This is a genomic window from Nostoc sp., assembly GCF_036919575.1.
In the GTDB taxonomy this organism is placed as follows: Bacteria; Cyanobacteriota; Cyanobacteriia; order Cyanobacteriales; family Nostocaceae; genus Nostoc.
Genome location: NZ_JBALBY010000014.1, coordinates 16,244 through 34,768 on the forward strand (window position 1 = coordinate 16,244; position 18,525 = coordinate 34,768).

Sequence of the window (18,525 nt, forward strand, 5' to 3'; positions counted from 1 at the left end):
TTTAAATACTGCTCCTTGCTAATTAGGTATAGTGATACTTGAGATTATCTCTGTAGCCTAACTAGTAAATGCAAAGTTCAGCATTTTTATACTCACTAGAATAAACTCTTTAGAGGTCATTTTTGAAGAAGAATTCAGCTATTCTGAATTCAGGAGTCAGAATCAATCAGTCGCGGGTCTGAATCCCCGACTGAATTGTTGCACCACCAAATCTACGATTTGGTGGGGGTATTAAACCCGGTTATTCATCCGCCAGTCATACAGAATACCTAACATGAATTCTGACGACTGGCGGCAATATTGCTGTTTGATAAAGTAAAAATAAAATTACTCTTGGGGAGTCAGTGCGTTGCTGTAGTCAAAAGAGTTGTAGCAACTGGTTCACCAGCGCACCCAAGTTGGTTTCCTTAGAGGTTGTTTGAAAAGTCTAATTTATTACTAGCCTTGGCGACTGGAAGTCGCGGCTACACGAGACTTTACCCACCTGCGTGGGTTAAAAACCGTTGATTTTCTCTTAGTCCACGGAGGTGGACTTCGTTTGTGTAGCAGCGAATTCTATTTGCCTAGTACAGCACGGTGGAAGTAAGCAGACCATTAAAAGCTACGAAAATTTGATTGATTGCAAGGCTTAAAAATGGTATGTGTATTTACGCCGCACGGTACTAGTACTAAATTATTTAGCAGTTACAGCCAAGAGGGTTGTGATTTGAAGGGCAAGGGACACACCATGAATTTTGCATTAGCACAATTCTCTCTTCTGTGTCTTTTGGGGTTGCGGGCAATAATTCATTCGGTTGCTGTTCATCAACTGCATCACCAGATTTGATTTTATTTAGGTCAAGATTGCACTGCCACTGAACTATCAAAGCTCGATCTTCTAATACTCCGTACTTCTCAAGCACTGTGTATAAGTCAGCGTTATTAACGCTTGCAAGCAGTTTCTGTTGAATCTCGTCTTGTAACTGTTGTAAGGTTTCAGGGTTCATAACTGTTTCCATTTCCTACAGAATGTGTACAATTGTTGATTCAGCTTGGCTAAAAAGAATTTCGCCTCCTGTCACAAAACTTAATGTTTTTCGGCTGGATTTACCGAAACAGTGCTGTTAGCGCTTAAAACGTTGGGTTTCACGGGCTTTACCGAACCGTATTGCAATGACTCCAGAAACTTTTGAACCGATTCCTCCAACGAAGTAGAATATACTCTATCAATGCGTAGACGCGTAGCGGATTATCTTTGGACATCGCTAATTCCCCGCATCTGCTTTTTGCATTTTTGCAACGCAATCAAACAGGAGTCAGAATACAGAATTCAGAATTCAGAATACTCTACCCATACAGCACTTCCGGCAGCTATGAGGTACATCCTAAAAGCTGAAAGCGATGATAGGAGAGGGGCAAGGAGAAAACTATATTGCATAATAGCCGGAAGCGCTGTAAAGGGATAGAGTTTTAAGGCGAGAATATTTTAATTTTTTCGCGCCACTTGCGGGCAAGGTTTTAAACCAATATTCATTACCCAGTCGGACTCCAATTCAATTCTGAATTCTGACTCCTGAGTTCTGAATTCTCCTTATCAAAAACTCTGCGTCATTTTTTAGTACTGGCCTGTTAAACAAGTGAACACCTTCAAACCTTGATACTCAGGCAGTTAAATTATGGCTAATATGTCTCCAGCCTCTAGGCGTAGCAAGAGACACCAATTATTACAAATGTATGGTAACTGCTGTTGCTGGTGTAGCAAGCAAATGACCAATTCGGAAAGAACCATTGAACACTTAGTTCCTAAGAGCCTGGGTGGATGTAATAGTCTCTCGAACTTACGTTTGGCTTGTTTTACTTGCAATAATTCCCGTGGGAACAGTCTGTTTCCTCCACACCTCAAAAATACTTTTGAGTTTCTAAATAAAACTTACTAATAGCATTTAGTTGGATTTTGTCAAAAGATCCCCCGACAACTTCTAGATATCGTCATGGGTGTAAGCATCCGGCTAAATGAGATAATATCCATCAGAAAAACCACACCTTTGAAAAAAATGGCATGGATGATTTAGATCAACGGTTGAATACCTTAATTACAGAGGTACGTCAACAACCACCTAATAGCAGAAAATGGCGATTGTTCATGCACCGACTACTGCTAGAAATTCAGCGACTTCCAGGATTAGCCAAATCCTCTCATCCAGACTATCCAGCAGCGCTAAACCGTACCTTTAAGTGGATTAGCAAGAATATTTCTCGATTTGAGCCTTATTCTGGGTCAGTTGTAGAAAGTTTGGTGAAGTGGATTAACAGTTATCTCTATAGGCGAATTCAAGATTTATCATTACCGAAGAAAAATGTTCCACTCAGTTTAGATGCTCCCATTGCCTCCGACTTTGGGGAAATAACTCTGCTGGATAAGTTACCCAATTTTACTTTGAGTGGTTTGGATGGTCTAATTGAAATCTCTCAACGGGAAACTACTCAACGGATTGGTCTAGAATTAGAGCTTTATATTGAGCAAGATCCTGAAAGGAAACTCAAAAATAGCTATCCTAGTTCTTCTGTTCAGTGTAATTGTCAATTCCTCAGCCAGCGATTAGTACTCATAGAACCACCTGACAAAGTTGCAGATATAGCGCGAGAGTTGAGCATTCCTTACACAACCGTCAATTCGCATTGGAAGAGAAAATGCAAACCAATACTGCAAAAAATTGCCGAAGATTTGGGATATAAACAGGAGCAATCGTTATGAACAGCACAACTTCCCCCTTGTTAATGGTTCCGCTAGATTTAGAAATTCATTCTAGAGCAAGATATTTAGCCGCTCAACAAAGCACAGTAGAAAAAGGTAAACGAGTTTATTTGAATGCGTTAGCAGTTTACGCAGTTCATAGCTATTTAAAATGGTTGCAAATACCAACAGATTTCAATTCATCAGATTGCTGGAATCCAGTTAAAGCAGTTTTATCGAATGCTGCTGATTTGGTAATTCCAAATGTGGGAATATTAGAATGCTGTCCAGTTTTACCCCAAGAAACTATCATCTTATTACCGAGCGATATAGAAAATCGGATTGGCTATGTAGCTATTCAGTTTCAGGAAAGTCTAGACTCAGTGCAGCTATTGGGATTTGCACCTGCCTTTGATGAAGTGAATCCACCTGCACAGCTAGCAGTGTCAGAACTCCAGCCGATTGAGTCTCTCATTGAGCAAATTACTCGTCTTGAAGTTGCGATCGCATTTCTGCAAACTGATGACTCGGTGGCAGTACAAGTACGTTCTGTATTAGACAATAAACCTTTATCAGTCATAGTGGCACAGTTTGAGCTTCTTTACCGAACTGGCGATGAATTTGAGTGGCGGTACCCCGGAGGGGAAATATTAGCTGGAGATGTTCGCCCTGTTGGTGCTACTCGTGAAACAATTCAGCCAGATGATAGCGAATTACAAGATTTAGCCGAAATGCTATTGGAGAAGTTAGCCGAAATTTGGGGAGATGTTACGTAGTTTTGGTGGGAATGGGTAACATACCTGTAACAACCCTTGAAATCTAAAATATTTAAACAACAATGGAACAACGTAGCGAAGATTATTACAGACTAATTAACCATTTGCTAACCTGTCGTGATGGAGAAGAGCCAAAGATTCTGATGGCACATCCTGACTTAATTGATGATGGGTTAGTAGAGGCGATTAAGCAGATATCTACTATGATGTCACAGCAAGGAAACCAGAACTTAGCTGATTATTTAATCCATATTGCCAAACATCTGCCCAATGCACCATTTTTTAAAAGTGTTACCACTGCAACAGATGCGAGCAAAAGTGCATCACAGAGAGCAAACTCTGTAAAAATCCCCCCTCTTTTAGATAAGATATGTAAGACAATTATAGAAAGCCAAGGCAACCCGCAAGTTGTCTACAGTCTGCTGCAAGCAAACAAAGACAAACTGGATGAAAAATTTGTTCAGCAGATTCATAACTGGGCTTATTCTACTTTGCCGAATGCTAAACCAGAAACAGCAGAGATGGTGGCAACAGTAATTAGTGATTTCAGCACTCTAATCTATCAATTTCCATTGGGTAAGAGGGATATCAACTTAGAGATTGCGATTACAGGGTACGAAGTTGCTGCTACCATTTTTACCCGTGAAGCGTTTCCACAAAAATGGGCTAATATCCAAACTAATTTAGCACCAGCTTACCGCCATCGAATTCGAGGAAATCGCGCCGATAACCAAGAAAAGGCAATTGTTGCTTGTAATAATGCCCAGATTATCTACACCCGCGACGCTTTTTCCGAAGAGTGGGCGAGACTGCAAAATAATCTCGGTCTTGTCTATACAGATAGGATTACAGGAGACAAAGCTGAAAATATCGAAAAGTCAATTTCTTGTTATGAAACTGCTTTAAAAGTTGTTAACCGCATTCAACTTCCTGAACTTTGGGGTACTCTTCAAAATAATTTGGGGAATGCATACCTTTGTAGAATTCAGGGTGATAAGGCACAGAATTTAGAAAAGGCGATCGCTTGTTATCAAGTCGCGCTACAAGTACGTACCCGTTCGGCATCACCCTATTATTGGGCTAGTAGCCAATTTACCCTTGGTACTGCCTACACTCAAAGGATTATAGGCAATAAACAAAAGAATCTAGAAAAGGCGATTTCAGCATATATTAACGCTTTAGAAGTTTATACCATTTCTGATTATCCTGAACGATGGGCAAGAGCAAAAAGCAATCTGGGAAATGCCTATTATGAAGCTAGTCAAATTACTGAGGCACTTGACTGTCTTCATGCTGCTTTGCAAGTCTTCACTCCCACTAATTTCCCCAGAGATTGCATAAAAACTGGATTAAGTTTAGGTAAAACAGCCTTGGCTGCTGGCATGAAAGCAGAAACTTTTGAAGCTTATGCTGTTACCATTGAAGCTGTTGAACAAAGCCGTCATTGGGCTGGAATTTCTCAGAAACAAGAAATTCCTGAAGAGATATTTGCCTACACAAATATGGTGGTCTTTTGCATCACCAATGGGGAACGAGATAAAGCCAGGGAATATGCAGAACGTTCTGGTTTTCAACATCTTTTAACTTTTTTCGATACTGATGAATTTCAGCAAATTTCCTCAAATTCGCAATTTCTTGAACAGGTATTACAAGCAACAAGCGAAAGCAATGGCGAGGCACAAGCTGTATATCAAATACTAGAAAATAACCTGAACAAATTAGATGAACAATTTGTTCAGCACTTGCAAAGGCTTGAAGATGTTTTCGGACAGATGACACCAGGGCAATCTCTTAAAATTGCTACAACTATTTTAAGTTTTAGTAATTTGATTCGGGAGTTTCCACAAGGTGATAAAGCAATTAACTTAAAAATTGCTGTTACAGGTTATGAAGTAGCTGCTACTGTTTTTACCAAGAAAGATTTTCCTAAACAATGGGGAAGCATTCAAGATGCGATCCGCGAACTATTGTATATTCAGCTATTTGAAGGAATATTAGAAAAACAAGAAAACTTTAAAGAATTAGACCCCTTAATAGAAGCAAACAAACACAAACTCGATGAACGTTTTGCTAATGTATTGCGATTAAAGACAGAAGCTATGTTATCTGAAGTAGCACCAGAGTATGCAAAAGATATTGCTGCCAGTCTTATAGGTTTAAGCCTTCTAATTAAAGAATTTCGACACGGTAAAGAAGCTAATAATTTAGAGATTGCCATTACAGGGTATGAAATTGCTTCTAAAATTTTGACTGGCGAAGCTTTAAGAGAAGCATGGGGGATGTGTCAATTCTGCTTGGGCAATGTTTACCACCGTCGAATAAAAGGTGAGCAAGCAGAAAACCTGGAGAAATCCCTTTCTTACTTACACAATGCTTTACAATTCTGTAACCGTGAAAAGTTTCCTGAAGAATGGGCAGAAATTCAAAGTAATTTGGTCATTGCTTATGGTTATCGGATTCGTGGCGATCAGGTAGAGAATGCAGAACTAGCGATTAAGGCTGGTGAAGCTGCGATGCAGGTTTTCACTCGCGATCAATCTCCTGAAGGATGGGGAAAAATCCAAAATAATCTAGGTATTGTTTACCGCGATCCCTGCGGCCGGCAAAGCCATCGCACTACAGGTGACAAAGCTGAGAATTTAGAAAAAGCGATCGCTTGTTATCAAAATGCTCTTTCCATTCGTACTCGTGAAGACTTCCCAGAACTTTGGGCGCAAACTCAATTTAATATCGGTTCTGCCTATCGCCAGAGAATTAGGGGTGATGCAGCAGAAAATGTCGAAATAGCGATCGCTGCTAATCAATCTGCTTTACAAGTCTACACAAAAGCAGCCTTTCCCACAAATTGGGCAGAAGTACACATGAATTTGGCTAATGCCTATTTGGCTAATGCCTCTTTTCACCGAATTCATGGGGATAGGAGCGAAAATTTAGAAAAGGCGATCGCTGCTAATCAATCTGCTTTACAAGTCTTAACCAAAGATGAATTTCCCCGACAGTGGGCGATGACTCAGATGAATTTAGGAAATGTCTTCTTAGAAAAACAGCAAATAGAAGCAGCAATTACCTCTTATCGTTCAGCTTTAAAAATCTTCACTCCTACCGCTTTTCCCACAGAATGCCTAAAAGCAGGACAAATGCTGGGAAATACTGCTTTTGATATTAGTGATTGGGCTGAAGCTATTAGGGGCTATAGTATGGCGATTGAAGCTGTAGAAACCAGTCGCATTTGGGCAATTTCAGAATTACGCCGTCAAGAAATCTTAGGTAATTCTCTCCATGTTTACCAAAAGATGGTGCAAGCTTGTATTAATAATAAACAACTGAATAAAGCTGTTGAATATATCGAACGTTCTCGCTCAAAACGACTCGTAGATTTAATGGCAAGTAATGACCTTTACTCAGATGGTGAAATTCCTGCTGAAATTCAACAGTATTTACAAGATTTTGAAGCTATACAACAGCAGATTGATAATGAACTAAGACAACATTATAATAGCAGTAATTTGGATGATAATAATCTCGGTAAAAGCCCACAGAATCGCGCTGCTATCGAAGCTTATAACCAAATAATTGCAGATTTTGAAGCTGACAAACAGCAAATTTGGGAACAAATGCGCCGTCTAGATCCTGTCCTGGCTGGTCAAATTCAAGTAAATCCCATGAATTTATCATCCATACAGCAGCTAATTAAACTGCCTACAACAGCTATTCTGAGCTTTTATATTACCTCGAATGACACCCATATTTTTGTCATACAGCAAAGCAAAATTACTTTGCACACTTGTACTGGATTGGGATTTGAAACTTTAGAATCATCGATTTTAACTCCCTGGTTAGAGCAATATCTTCATCACAAAGATACTTGGAAAGAGCAATTTAGTTTTTTAATAGCAGAACTAGCTGAAGTCTTAAAGTTAAATGATTTAATTGCACAACATCTGAGAAATATTGATGAATTGATTCTTATTCCTCATCGGGCATTACATCAAATTCCTTTTGCTGCTTTACCAATTGCAGAAAGTCAATATCTGGGAGATAAATTTTTCATTCGTTACGTTCCTAGCTGCCAAATTTTAGAATTTTGTCACAACCGCCCCTCACTAAGTAGTCTTATGAACTATGGTATTGTTGAAGATGCTACTGAAGATTTACCCTACGCTAGTTGGGAAGGAGAACAACTAGCAAATTTGTATGATATTCCTGATAATCAACGTTTAAAAGGTAGTCAGCAAGCTAGTGTCAGCAAGTATCGTCAACTGATACAAAAAGTTCAAGTAATTCATTCTAGTCATCATGCGCGATCGCGGCTCGATAATCCTCTAGAATCAGCATTAATTCTCGCAGATGGCCATATTACTTTGAGTCAGTTATTAACTCCAAGTTGGCGCACTCCTCAGTTAGAAGATGTATTTCTATCTTGCTGTGAAACTGGTTTAGGTAAGGCTGAAATAACCGACGATATTTTAACTCTTTCAACAGGTTTTCTTTGTGCTGGTGCGAGAAGTGTTATCAGTACACTCTGGACAGTAGATGACTTGGCAACAGCACTGTTTTCACTATTTTACTATCAATACCGACATCAGGGAAACAAACGATTAGAGTCAATTAAAAAAGCTCAATTTGAACTGCGTACCCTTACAGGTGAAACTCTTACCAACATTTACAAACCGAAGTTGAGTTCTTTTTTGACGCAAAAAGGCAAGGAAACCGACAGGCTGCGTAAAAAAACTCAACAAGAACGGGATACTCATTCGCATAGTTCTCAAATATATGAACAATGCGATGAAAAATATAAAAAACATGACCAGATCGGAAAACTAATTTATCGAGCAAAAAAAGATTTGGAATCTTTTTGTCGAGAGTCCAAACCTTTCTCTCATCCTTATTATTGGGCAGCTTTCACCTGTTCCGGGTTAAATTGATGAAGTCGCGGATCTTTAGCTATTAGCGTTAGATTTCAATCTCAGGCGGGCTTTGACTCACCGCCAGCCTCCCGGCTAATTCTTAATCCCCGTGGTGCCAATACCCTGAATAAACTGACGCTGACCGATGAGAAATAATACCATCACTGGAACTGTTGCGATCGCCACTGCTGCCATCATCAAGGGCCAATTATTCGTAAATTGCTCTTGAAACTCTGCCAACGCCAGCTGCACCGTCCTTAATTCCGGTCGTGTCGTAAATACCAGAGGCTTAAACAAATCATTCCATTCGCCGATGAAGGTGAACAAAAACAACGTCACCAAGGCGGGACGGGCTAAAGGTAACATCACTCGCCACAAAATTTGCAGTCGGTTCGCCCCGTCTATAGCTGCGGCTTCCTCTAACTCTACGGGAATTGTCTGGAAATACTGACGTAACAAGAAAATGCCAAAGCCGTTGACAGCAGTGGGTAAAATCAGCGCCCAGTATGTATTTATCAGGTGTCCCCACTTCAAAACCAAAAATATGGGAATCACCAATAACTGAAAGGGAATCACCAAAGTTGCTAAAACGACTAATAGCAGGGCTTGGCGTCCCCGAAACTTCAGCCGTGCGAGGGCGTAACCCGCTAAAGCAGAAGTGACAATCTGAAACGCCGTCACAGCGATCGCTACCAAGGTAGAATTAGCAAACGCCAGTAAAAATTTTCCCTGTTGCCATGCAGCGCGATAATTAGCTAAAGACCAGTTATTTTTGGACAAATTTTCTGGGCTGGCGGCGGTTGGTGCAAAGGAGGTGAGAAAGACCACAAACAGTGGTAGTAGAACGAGCAATGCCCCTAGCAGTAAGACTACTAGGCTCAAAAAATCGCCAGATTTCAGATTCGGGTTTGGTTTGGACATAATTTGAGCTGCAAAGCATTTGTTTGGCTAGTACTAGAGCATCGCCCCCAGCAACAGTTAATCTATAAACATAGTTACTTGTTAAGTTAAATTAAACCACAGTGATTATTACCCTCAGTTCATAGGGTAAATTGAATTCTGGTGTCAAATAATTCAGGTTTACAGGAGTAAACATACCATGCAGCAGCTAGCAGACCAATTTAAAGAATTAGATTTCCAGAGCGAAACATACAAAGATGCTTATAGCCGGATTAATGCGATCGTGATTGAAGGGGAACAAGAAGCCCATGAGAATTACATCACATTAGCCCAACTGCTGCCGGAATCTCATGATGACTTGCTTCGCCTTTCTAAGATGGAAAGCCGCCACAAAAAAGGATTTGAAGCTTGTGGGCGGAATTTGCATGTTACCCCAGATTTGCAATTTGCCAAGGAGTTTTTCTCTGGACTACACCAAAATTTTCAAACAGCGGCCGCCGAAGGCAAGGTCGTTACTTGCTTGTTGATTCAGTCTTTAATTATTGAATGTTTTGCGATCGCAGCATACGAAAATTATATCAACGTCGCCGACGATTTCGCCCGCAAAATCACTGAGGGAGTAGTAAAAGAAGAATATAGCCACCTCAACTTTGGAGAAGTTTGGTTGAAAGAACATTTTACAGAATCCAAAGCGGAACTTGAACTTGCAAACCGCCAAAACCTACCCATCGTTTGGAGAATGCTCAACGAAGTAGAGAAAGATGCCCACACAATGGCAATGGAAAAAGATGCTTTGGTAGAAGCCTTTATGATTCAGTACGGTGAAGCATTAAGTAATATCGGTTTCACAACACGCGATATTATGCGGTTGTCAGCCTATGGACTCATAGCCGCTTAAAAAAGTTAGGAGTGAGGAATGCTCAGGGAGGAATTATCAGTCGTACTCCTAACCGGAGGCGGAGCGTCTCCGGCTCCACTCCTAACTCCTAACTCCTAACTCCTCACTCTACTAAATTCCACGCGCTCAAGACAGCATAAGCTTAATAATCACTACATGTTTGGTCTAATTGGACATCTCGCTAGTTTAGAACACGCTCAAGCGGTAGCTCAAGAATTGGGATACCCAGAATATGCCGATCAAGGGCTAGACTTTTGGTGCAGCGCCCCGCCGCAAATTGTCGATAGCATTATTGTCACCAGCATAACTGGGCAAAAAATTGAAGGACGGTATGTAGAATCTTGCTTTTTGCCGGAGATGCTAGCGAGTCGTCGCATCAAAGCCGCAACACGCAAAGTCCTTAACGCTATGGCCCATGCACAGAAGCATGGTATTAACATCACAGCTTTAGGCGGATTTTCCTCAATTATTTTTGAAAACTTTAAGTTAGAGCAGTTTAGCCAAGTCCGCAACATTAAACTAGATTTTGAACGCTTCACCACAGGAAACACGCATACTGCCTACATCATTTGTAAGCAGGTGGAAGAAGCCTCGAAACAACTGGGAATTGATCTATCAAAAGCAACTGTTGCTATATGTGGGGCAACTGGGGATATTGGTAGTGCAGTTACACGCTGGCTAGATGCAAGAACAGATGTCAAAGAACTTTTGTTGATAGCCCGTGACCAAGGACGTCTTAAAGAGTTGCAAAGCGAACTGGGGCGAGGAAAAATCATGGGTTTGACAGAAGCACTGCCCCTAGCTGATGTTGTAGTTTGGGTTGCCAGTATGCCCAAAGGTGTGGAAATTGACGCTACTACTTTGAAACAACCCTGTTTGTTGATTGATGGTGGCTATCCTAAAAACTTAGCGACGAAAATTCAGCATCCTGGTGTATACGTGTTAAATGGTGGAATTGTAGAGCATTCCCTGGATATTGACTGGAAGATTATGAAAATCGTCAATATGGACGTGCCAGCCCGCCAGTTGTTTGCTTGTTTTGCCGAATCAATGCTGCTGGAATTTGAGAAGTTATACACGAACTTTTCGTGGGGACGGAATCAGATTACCGTAGACAAAATGGAGCAGATTGGTCGGGTATCAGTAAAACATGGATTTAGACCACTGCTGGTTTAGTCATTGGTCATTGGTCATTAGTCATTGGTCATTAGTCATTAGTCATTGGCAAATAACAAAGGACAAAGGACAAAGGACAACTGACAAAGGACAAAGGACAAAGGATAGATAACTTATAACTCGTAATTCATAACCCCTACGATGGCAACTACCGAGCGTAAACCGCTACTGTTAGATTTTGAAAAACCCCTAGCAGAACTCGCAACCCGAATTGATCAAATTCGGCAACTTGCAGAAGAAAATGGCGTCGATGTTTCTGGTCAAATTCGTCAACTAGAAGCACGCGCCATGCAGCTACGTGAGGAAATTTTCACTAGTCTATCCCCGTCCCAGCGATTGCAAGTCGCTCGTCATCCGCGTCGCCCCAGTACTCTCGATTACATTCAGGCTATTAGTGATGAATGGATGGAATTGCATGGCGATCGCACTGGTGGTGACGATCCGGCTTTAGTTGGTGGTGTCGGTCGTCTGAGTGGACAACCTGTGGTGATGTTGGGTCATCAAAAAGGTCGTGATACTAAAGACAATATTGCCCGTAACTTTGGAATGCCTTACCCTGGTGGCTACCGCAAAGCCATGCGCTTAATGGAACACGCCAACAAGTTTAGTATGCCGATACTAACTTTTATCGACACGCCCGGAGCTTGGTCTGGGGTAGAAGCAGAACATCAAGGTCAAGGAGAAGCGATCGCTTACAACTTGCGGGAAATGTTCTGCTTAGATGTGCCAATTATCTGCACAGTCATTGGTGAAGGTGGTTCCGGCGGCGCACTCGGTATTGGCGTAGGCGATCGCCTACTCATGTTTGAACACTCCGTTTATACCGTCGCCACCCCCGAAGCCTGCGCCGCCATTTTGTGGAAAGATGCTGCTAAGGCTCCCCAAGCCGCCGTTGCTCTGAAAATTATTTCCCACGACCTGAAAAAGTTGGGAATTATCGACCAAATACTACCTGAACCCACTGGTGGCGCTCATTCTGACCCATTAAAAGCCGCCACCACTCTCAAGCAAGTGCTGCTAGAAAATTTGGACGAACTCAATCGTTTAACCGCTCCAGAACGCCGCCAACTGCGCTATGAAAAATTCCGCAAAATTGGTGTTTTTACAGAAGTTGCCCACTAACAACACTTCATAATGATTGATTAGCAAAGCAGCAATGCTATAATTGCCTATGTGCTTAAAGATTTTTAACAATCTAGCCATAGGCATTTGCATCTCCGGCAAATCTACTCAATTTGATTGAGTGGGTTTTGTATTTTTAAGTAATTTAATTTGAGTGTACGGCGTGGTTTTCCAGGCGATGATTTGTTGTCTTCACTGGATAAAACCCACAATACGCCAACTGTTGCACTGAATTATAGCAGTTGCTTAATGCAAATCATCAGATTTTTAGATTCCTTTAATCTATCCAAACCGAGAAGTGTGAATAATTGGATGGTAATAGGCTTTGGGAATTGCCAAAAAATTGGGAGACACCATGAGTGTTGAGCAAAAACGACGCGCCCTGATTACTGGGGCAAGTAGTGGAATCGGGAAAGCAACGGCTTTAGCCTTTGCGAAGGCGGGAATAGATGTCGCCTTAGTCAGCCGGTCTGGGGATAAGTTAGAGGCGGTAAAACAAGCAGTCGAGCATACTGGGGTGAAAGCGAAAGCTTACGTTGTAGATTTAGCGCGGCTGTCACAAGTAAAAGAAAAGATCCAAGCGATCGCCCTTGACTTTGGTGATATAGACATTCTGGTAAACAGTGCGGGCCTTGCCTATACAGCTACTTTGAGCGAAACTCCCCTAGAAGACTGGCAGCAGGTAATTGACTTGAATCTTACCAGTGTGTTTCAGTGCATTGTGGGGATTTTACCTTCAATGCGCGATCGGGGCACAGGCACAATTATCAACGTCACCTCAATTGCCGCCAAGCAACCCTTTCCCGGTTGGGGAGCATACAGTGTCAGCAAAGCTGGTTTGATTGCCCTCTCTCAAACCCTGGCACAAGAAGAACGCACCCACGGCATTCGTGTCACAGCTATTTGTCCGGGCGCAGTCAATACCGAACTTTGGGACACAGAAACAGTCCATGCCGACTTAGACCGTTCCAAAATGTTAACCCCGGAAATTGTGGCTCAGTCAATTCTCTACACAGTTCTGTTACCACAACAGGCAGTTATTGATGAATTGATCCTAATGCCCAGTGCTGGCGCACTCTAATCGCAAAGTTAGGAGTTAGGAGTTAAGAGTTAGGAATTAGGAATTAGGAGTTGGGAGTTAGAGTTTTTGGTGTTGCTGAATAAAAGTATGAACATGATTTTGTTTGATATCAAAATCTTTGTTGAGACACTATATATCCTGTCTGAACATCCAGATTCATAGTGCAATTGGGCAACGCGAAATTTTTCCACTCATAACTCATAACTTATAACTCATAACTCTTAACTCATAACTCATAACTAAATTCAAACCATAACCAAGACTGAATCATGACTATCGCTAGTTCAAACGGTTCCAATTGCTCTCAATCGCCTCTGATTCCCGACTTGGCAGAAGCCATAACTCCTAGACCCGATCGCAATACTCATAACGGGCGACAAGCAGATGTGTTCCCGCCAACAGAGGAACAGATGGAGGAAATGAAGGACGCCGTGCGGACAATAATATTGGGAGTTGGCGAAGACCCCGAACGCGAAGGACTCCTCAAAACACCCAAGCGAGTGGCCGAGGCAATGCGGTTTCTTACCAGTGGCTACAACCAATCCCTTGAAGAACTAGTTAACGATGCCATCTTTGATGAAGGGCATAACGAGATGGTACTAGTTAGAGATATTAATTTCTTTAGTCTGTGCGAACATCATATGCTGCCATTTATGGGTAGAGCGCACGTTGCTTATATCCCCAACCAAAAAGTTGTGGGACTGAGTAAGCTGGCCCGCATTGTTGAGATGTATTCCCGTCGTTTGCAAGTGCAGGAGAGGTTAACCCGTCAAATTGCCGAAGCAATTCAGACCATTCTGGAACCTCAAGGCGTCGCAGTAGTGATGGAAGCTAGCCATATGTGCATGGTGATGCGGGGTGTCCAGAAACCAGGTTCTTGGACTGTCACTAGCGCAATGGTTGGTGTGTTCCAAGAGGATCATAAAACCCGCGAAGAATTTTTTAACTTGATTCGCCACCAAGCAGCATTTTTTTAAGAAATGGGGGATGAGGGGGATGAGGAGGATGAGGGGGATGAGGGGGATGAGGGGGAATAATAATTAATTATTTGTTTGCTGTCCCTTCCTCATCTCCCCCTACTCCCCACTCCCCACTCCCTACTCCCCAATTTATTAAACAACTTGGCTACTTTATCTAAATCCTTATCTCCTGGTGAACGTTCCACACCACTAGATAAATCAACGCCGCTAGGACTAACCTGACTTAAAGCTTCTACAATATTATCTGCTGTTAATCCCCCAGCTAAAAACCAAGAGCAATTGGGGTTAAATTGCTCTAGCATTCTCCAATCTAAGGTTTTACCTGTACCACCAAGTTGTTGGGGATGGTAGGCATCAAGTAGTAAAGTATCTATGTATTTAATGTAATCGATCGCTGTGTCAAGATGCTCAAGACTACGAATTCTCAGTGCTTTAATAATTTCGACATTGGGTAAAGCTTGACGTAACTGGTAGCAAAAATTTGGTAATTCATCTCCGTGTAACTGGACACCAGTCAATCCAGAATCAACAACTATCTGACTGATTTCGGGAATACTCGCGTTGGCAAAAACACCAATTGTGTCAATATTTGCCGGGAGTTCTGCCACTGCTACCCGAATTTGGGATGTAGTCACGTAGCGAGGTGATGTTGGCACACAAATAAATCCTAGTGCCGTTGCGCCCAGAGAGGCGATCGCTATAGACTGCTGTGGTTGAGTGATGCCGCAAATCTTAACGCGCATGAAAATCTGACAAATTTAAAATAATCATCACAAAAGTCTAAACTATCTAAAAAACTTTTGCGACCTTGTAATTTTATAATCTTGTAGGTCTAGATTAACTTTTCCATTTAGGAGACAAAAGCTTGATTTCCTCTATTTTACTAGCAGCTGCTGCATCTGTTCCCGCAACACCTGCGTGGAATCCCACAGTGGCAATCATCATCAGCGTCAGCAGCTTAGTAGTGGTTTTACTAAGTACTAAGATTGAAAAACCCCTAGTTGGCCCCAAGTTCCCGATCCTGCCGATTAGTATTCCAACATTCGTTGCTGCGATGGCTTTTGGTCATATTATTGGCGTTGGCATCGTTTTAGGACTGACTAACATCGGTCGTCTATAGTTTTGCGATGAGAGAGGCGTTGGTTGTAACGCCACGATCAAGACAAAACTCCTAAAAACGATTTTGGGCATTGGGAATAAATAACTTATGCCCAATGCCCAATGCCCAATGCCCAATGCCCAATGCCCAATGCCCCACTCCAGAGTTTTGCTTACAGGCATTAATTGTCTATCTTAGAAATAAGAGCATTTCCTAACTTGTCATTACCGAATTGATGCTCAGAAATATATGTTTAAGTATATACGCAATTATTGCAGTATAAAAAAATACTGGCGATATCTAGTTTTAGGACAATGTAATGGAAACAAATTGGAAAATTGGGTCTTTATTTGGAATTCCCCTGTTTTTAGACCCGTTGTGGTTTGTGATTTTAGGGTTGGCAACTCTCAACTTTGGGGTAGCTTATCAAGAATGGGGGACTGTTATAGCTTGGAGTGCTGGAATAGTTATGGCACTGCTGCTATTTGGTTCGGTGTTGTTACATGAGTTGGGTCATAGCTTGGTAGCCCGATCGCAAGGTATTAAAGTTAATTCAATTACCCTATTTCTATTTGGCGGGATTGCTGCTATTGAAGAAGAATCTAAAACTCCTTTCAAAGCCTTTCAAGTAGCGATCGCTGGCCCTCTGGTGAGTATCGGACTATTTTTGCTGCTCGAGTTGGTAACTAATGTGATACCTGATACTAGTCCCCTCAGTGTCATGGTTGGAGATTTGGCGAGAATTAACTTGGTGGTGGCTCTATTTAACCTGATTCCCGGCTTACCTCTAGATGGAGGGCAAGTGTTAAAAGCAGCACTATGGCAAATAACAGGTAATCGCTTTCAAGCTGTACACTGGGCTGCAAAGGCGGGACAAATTTTGGGTTATAGTGCGATCGCTTTCGGATTTGTTGTAGATTTTGTGACTAGAGAGTTAGTAGTTGGTTTGTGGATGGCGCTATTAGGTTGGTTTGCTGTCCGCAACGCCAACAGCTATGACAGCATGACTACATTGCAAGAAAGTCTACTCAAGGTAGTGGCGGCTGATGCGATGACCCGTGATTTTCGGGTAATTGATGCTGACCAGACATTGCGCTCCTTTGCCGATTTATACCTATTGGAAACCACTCCCTCACAGGTTTATTTTGCTGCTTCTGATGGACGTTATCGGGGTCTAGTTTCCATTGACGATTTCCGTTTAACCGAAAGGAGTCAATGGGAAACCCAAACTTTACACAGCATTGTGCATCCCCTGACAGAAATACCCACTGTTACTGAAGCAACATCGATAGCTGAGGTAATTAATCAGCTAGAAAATGAGCAGTTACCTCGAATTACCGTACTTTCTCCGGCTGGCGCTGTAGCTGGTGTAATTGATCGGGGAGATATTGTGCGATCGCTAGCACAAAAGTTAAATTTGCGAATAACGGATGCCGAAATTAAGCGGATCAAAGAAGAAGGTAGCTATCCGCCTGGGTTGCAATTGGGAGGAATAGCGAAATCAATTACAAATTAAACTAGAATTCAGGAGCGGAGCCGGAGACGCTCCGCCTCCGGTCAGGATTCAGAAGTCAGAATCAATGAGTGGGGGATTTAGACACACACTTCGACCCAACTCTTAGAAACGCTGCGCGTAGCTTGCTTTCCCGTAGGGGTACGACAAGCTGAGGGCAAGTGTTGCGCTATTCGTGAGAGGTTAAGATAAAGTGCCTTTTGTCAATCAGTTAAAATACTCAAAATAACCTGAATAAAAATTTTGACAGATCCCTTGCTGGTTTTAAAATGAAATTGGACTTCATCGCTGACACGTCCTAGCTTATGCAAGACTTTAGACAAGAAATAAATGCCAGAGCTTCTATAGATTTGGAACAGCGAAGGACTTGGTATTCTCCCGTTGCTGATGTTTATTACAACGCAAGAGCGAACTATCCACATAAACTAATTGATCGGTCTGTCGCTTTAGCCCAACTTGACTCAGATGCATCGATTCTTGAAGTTGGTTGTGGTCCAGGAAATGCGACGGTGGCTTTTGCTCAATTTGGTTTTTCAATGACGTGTATTGAGCCAAACCAGGATTTTTGTCGTTTGGCACAATACAACTGCGATCGATATCCAAAAGTGACAATTTGCAATACTTCATTTGAGGAGTGGGAACTAGAAGCAAAACAGTTCAATGCCGTTCTATCTGCCAATGCCTTTCACTGGATACCGCCAGAGATTAGATATACCAAGGCAGCAGAGGCAATGTGCGATAACGGTTTTCTTATCCTGTTATGGAATCTGACCCCAGAACCGAAATACGAAGTTTACCAAGTTCTAGAGGAAGTGTATCAAGCTTATGCGCCCTCCTTTGTTCGATATGAAGGTGCCCAGATTCAAGCGGAGATTTTGAGGGGGTTTGGACAAGAGATTTTAGACTCCAATTGTTTTAAAGAGTTGGTTGTCGAGCAAACTGCATGCGAAGTCACCTATAGCATTGATGACTACCTCAAGCTTTTAAGTACCTTTCGGAGACTAGAGCCACAAGCGAAAGAGTTACTATTTGCAGGATTGCGCCAGAAGCTAGAAAAATTTGGAGATAGCGTACAACTCTCGTTTCTTTCTGCTATTCATGTTGCCCGCAAAGCACCCGTGAGAGGTTAGAGAATTGCACAAATGTCTGCGAGGGTGCGAACGACACCTGCTACGATGATCATTTTTATTTAAAAATATTTGAGTATTTTAGCTGATTGACAAAATGTACTTTTTCTTAACCTCTCACAGATGATGTTCCCCTGAGCCTGCCGTACCCCTACGGGGAAGCAAGCTACGCGTAGCGTCTCGTAGAGAAGGACAAGCTCTGTTACCACCGCTCGATTGCTGCGCCACCAAAT

At 42.1% G+C, this 18,525-nt stretch carries 15 protein-coding genes; 12 read left to right on the forward strand and 3 right to left on the reverse strand.

The genetic code is table 11. The features are described 5' to 3' along the window. Positions 1–677: 677 nt before the first annotated feature. Entirely contained in the window at positions 678–986 is a 309-nt protein-coding gene (locus V7K27_RS04940; RefSeq protein ID WP_334944883.1) for a hypothetical protein, read from the reverse strand. A 723-nt stretch (positions 987–1,709) separates the two neighbouring features. Between V7K27_RS04940 and V7K27_RS36395 the strand changes: the two genes are divergently transcribed. The 4 genes from V7K27_RS36395 (at position 1,710) to V7K27_RS04955 (ending at position 8,414) form a co-directional block, all read left to right on the forward strand. Then, entirely contained in the window at positions 1,710–1,916 is a 207-nt protein-coding gene (locus V7K27_RS36395) for an HNH endonuclease (protein WP_442938035.1), read from the forward strand. A gap of 122 nt (positions 1,917–2,038) precedes the next feature. Continuing rightward, a complete protein-coding gene (locus tag V7K27_RS04945) occupies positions 2,039–2,734 on the forward strand; it encodes a hypothetical protein (protein WP_334944885.1) in 696 nt (231 codons plus the stop codon). Further along, positions 2,731–3,489 (forward strand): DUF1822 family protein, encoded by a 759-nt coding sequence (locus V7K27_RS04950; protein ID WP_334944887.1) that lies wholly within the window; start codon positions 2,731–2,733, stop codon positions 3,487–3,489. The genes V7K27_RS04945 and V7K27_RS04950 overlap by 4 nt, the downstream gene beginning before the upstream one ends. Before the next feature lie 62 nt (positions 3,490–3,551). Continuing rightward, the gene (locus V7K27_RS04955) at positions 3,552–8,414 is read left to right on the forward strand and encodes a CHAT domain-containing protein (protein ID WP_334944889.1); all 4,863 of its coding nucleotides are present in this window, start codon (positions 3,552–3,554) and stop codon (positions 8,412–8,414) included. A 75-nt stretch (positions 8,415–8,489) separates the two neighbouring features. On the opposite strand, the gene V7K27_RS04960 is transcribed toward V7K27_RS04955, so the two are convergent. Further along, a complete protein-coding gene (locus tag V7K27_RS04960) occupies positions 8,490–9,317 on the reverse strand; it encodes a carbohydrate ABC transporter permease (RefSeq protein ID WP_334944891.1) in 828 nt (275 codons plus the stop codon). 178 nt (positions 9,318–9,495) lie between these two features. Between V7K27_RS04960 and V7K27_RS04965 the strand changes: the two genes are divergently transcribed. The 5 genes from V7K27_RS04965 to folE all read left to right on the forward strand — a co-directional run bounded on the left by V7K27_RS04965 (position 9,496) and on the right by folE (position 14,550). Continuing rightward, positions 9,496–10,194 carry an aldehyde oxygenase (deformylating) gene (locus V7K27_RS04965; RefSeq protein WP_334944893.1) on the forward strand — a complete coding sequence of 233 codons (699 nt, stop codon included), beginning with the start codon at positions 9,496–9,498 and terminating at the stop codon, positions 10,192–10,194. A gap of 156 nt (positions 10,195–10,350) precedes the next feature. Continuing rightward, on the forward strand, positions 10,351–11,370 hold the full coding sequence (locus tag V7K27_RS04970) for a long-chain acyl-[acyl-carrier-protein] reductase (RefSeq protein ID WP_334944895.1): 1,020 nt from the start codon (positions 10,351–10,353) through the stop codon (positions 11,368–11,370). Between the two features lie 141 nt (positions 11,371–11,511). Further along, the gene (locus V7K27_RS04975) at positions 11,512–12,492 is read left to right on the forward strand and encodes an acetyl-CoA carboxylase carboxyltransferase subunit alpha (protein ID WP_334786046.1); all 981 of its coding nucleotides are present in this window, start codon (positions 11,512–11,514) and stop codon (positions 12,490–12,492) included. Between the two features lie 355 nt (positions 12,493–12,847). Beyond that, positions 12,848–13,573: an SDR family oxidoreductase gene (locus V7K27_RS04980; protein WP_334944897.1), complete on the forward strand. Its 726-nt coding sequence runs from the start codon at positions 12,848–12,850 to the stop codon at positions 13,571–13,573. 269 nt (positions 13,574–13,842) lie between these two features. After that, positions 13,843–14,550 carry a GTP cyclohydrolase I FolE gene (gene folE / locus V7K27_RS04985; protein ID WP_334944899.1) on the forward strand — a complete coding sequence of 236 codons (708 nt, stop codon included), beginning with the start codon at positions 13,843–13,845 and terminating at the stop codon, positions 14,548–14,550. Between the two features lie 89 nt (positions 14,551–14,639). Here folE and V7K27_RS04990 read toward each other — a convergent pair whose 3' ends face one another. Beyond that, positions 14,640–15,296, reverse strand: a complete 657-nt coding sequence (locus tag V7K27_RS04990) for a phosphoribosylanthranilate isomerase (RefSeq protein WP_334944901.1) — start codon at positions 15,294–15,296, stop codon at positions 14,640–14,642. 122 nt (positions 15,297–15,418) lie between these two features. On the opposite strand from V7K27_RS04990, the gene psaK reads away from it, so the two are divergent. From psaK to V7K27_RS05005, 3 genes are all read left to right on the forward strand, one after another. Beyond that, positions 15,419–15,673, forward strand: coding sequence for a photosystem I reaction center subunit PsaK (psaK, locus tag V7K27_RS04995; protein WP_334944903.1), 255 nt, complete (start codon positions 15,419–15,421; stop codon positions 15,671–15,673). 298 nt (positions 15,674–15,971) lie between these two features. After that, complete coding sequence (locus V7K27_RS05000; RefSeq protein ID WP_334944905.1) at positions 15,972–17,168, forward strand: site-2 protease family protein; 1,197 nt, start codon at positions 15,972–15,974, stop codon at positions 17,166–17,168. A 302-nt stretch (positions 17,169–17,470) separates the two neighbouring features. Next, positions 17,471–18,295, forward strand: a complete 825-nt coding sequence (locus tag V7K27_RS05005) for a class I SAM-dependent methyltransferase (protein ID WP_334944907.1) — start codon at positions 17,471–17,473, stop codon at positions 18,293–18,295. The last annotated feature ends 230 nt before the right edge of the window (positions 18,296–18,525 follow it).

Bases quoted from the DNA above. Each gene is read 5' to 3' on its own strand.
- V7K27_RS04940 (WP_334944883.1), bottom strand. From the start codon at position 986: ATGAACCCTGAAACCTTACAACAGTTACAAGACGAGATTCAACAGAAA.
- V7K27_RS36395 (WP_442938035.1), top strand. From the start codon at position 1,710: ATGTATGGTAACTGCTGTTGCTGGTGTAGCAAGCAAATGACCAATTCG.
- V7K27_RS04945 (WP_334944885.1), top strand. From the start codon at position 2,039: ATGGATGATTTAGATCAACGGTTGAATACCTTAATTACAGAGGTACGT.
- V7K27_RS04950 (WP_334944887.1), top strand. From the start codon at position 2,731: ATGAACAGCACAACTTCCCCCTTGTTAATGGTTCCGCTAGATTTAGAA.
- V7K27_RS04955 (WP_334944889.1), top strand. From the start codon at position 3,552: ATGGAACAACGTAGCGAAGATTATTACAGACTAATTAACCATTTGCTA.
- V7K27_RS04960 (WP_334944891.1), bottom strand. From the start codon at position 9,317: ATGTCCAAACCAAACCCGAATCTGAAATCTGGCGATTTTTTGAGCCTA.
- V7K27_RS04965 (WP_334944893.1), top strand. From the start codon at position 9,496: ATGCAGCAGCTAGCAGACCAATTTAAAGAATTAGATTTCCAGAGCGAA.
- V7K27_RS04970 (WP_334944895.1), top strand. From the start codon at position 10,351: ATGTTTGGTCTAATTGGACATCTCGCTAGTTTAGAACACGCTCAAGCG.
- V7K27_RS04975 (WP_334786046.1), top strand. From the start codon at position 11,512: ATGGCAACTACCGAGCGTAAACCGCTACTGTTAGATTTTGAAAAACCC.
- V7K27_RS04980 (WP_334944897.1), top strand. From the start codon at position 12,848: ATGAGTGTTGAGCAAAAACGACGCGCCCTGATTACTGGGGCAAGTAGT.
- folE (WP_334944899.1), top strand. From the start codon at position 13,843: ATGACTATCGCTAGTTCAAACGGTTCCAATTGCTCTCAATCGCCTCTG.
- V7K27_RS04990 (WP_334944901.1), bottom strand. From the start codon at position 15,296: ATGCGCGTTAAGATTTGCGGCATCACTCAACCACAGCAGTCTATAGCG.
- V7K27_RS05000 (WP_334944905.1), top strand. From the start codon at position 15,972: ATGGAAACAAATTGGAAAATTGGGTCTTTATTTGGAATTCCCCTGTTT.
- V7K27_RS05005 (WP_334944907.1), top strand. From the start codon at position 17,471: ATGCAAGACTTTAGACAAGAAATAAATGCCAGAGCTTCTATAGATTTG.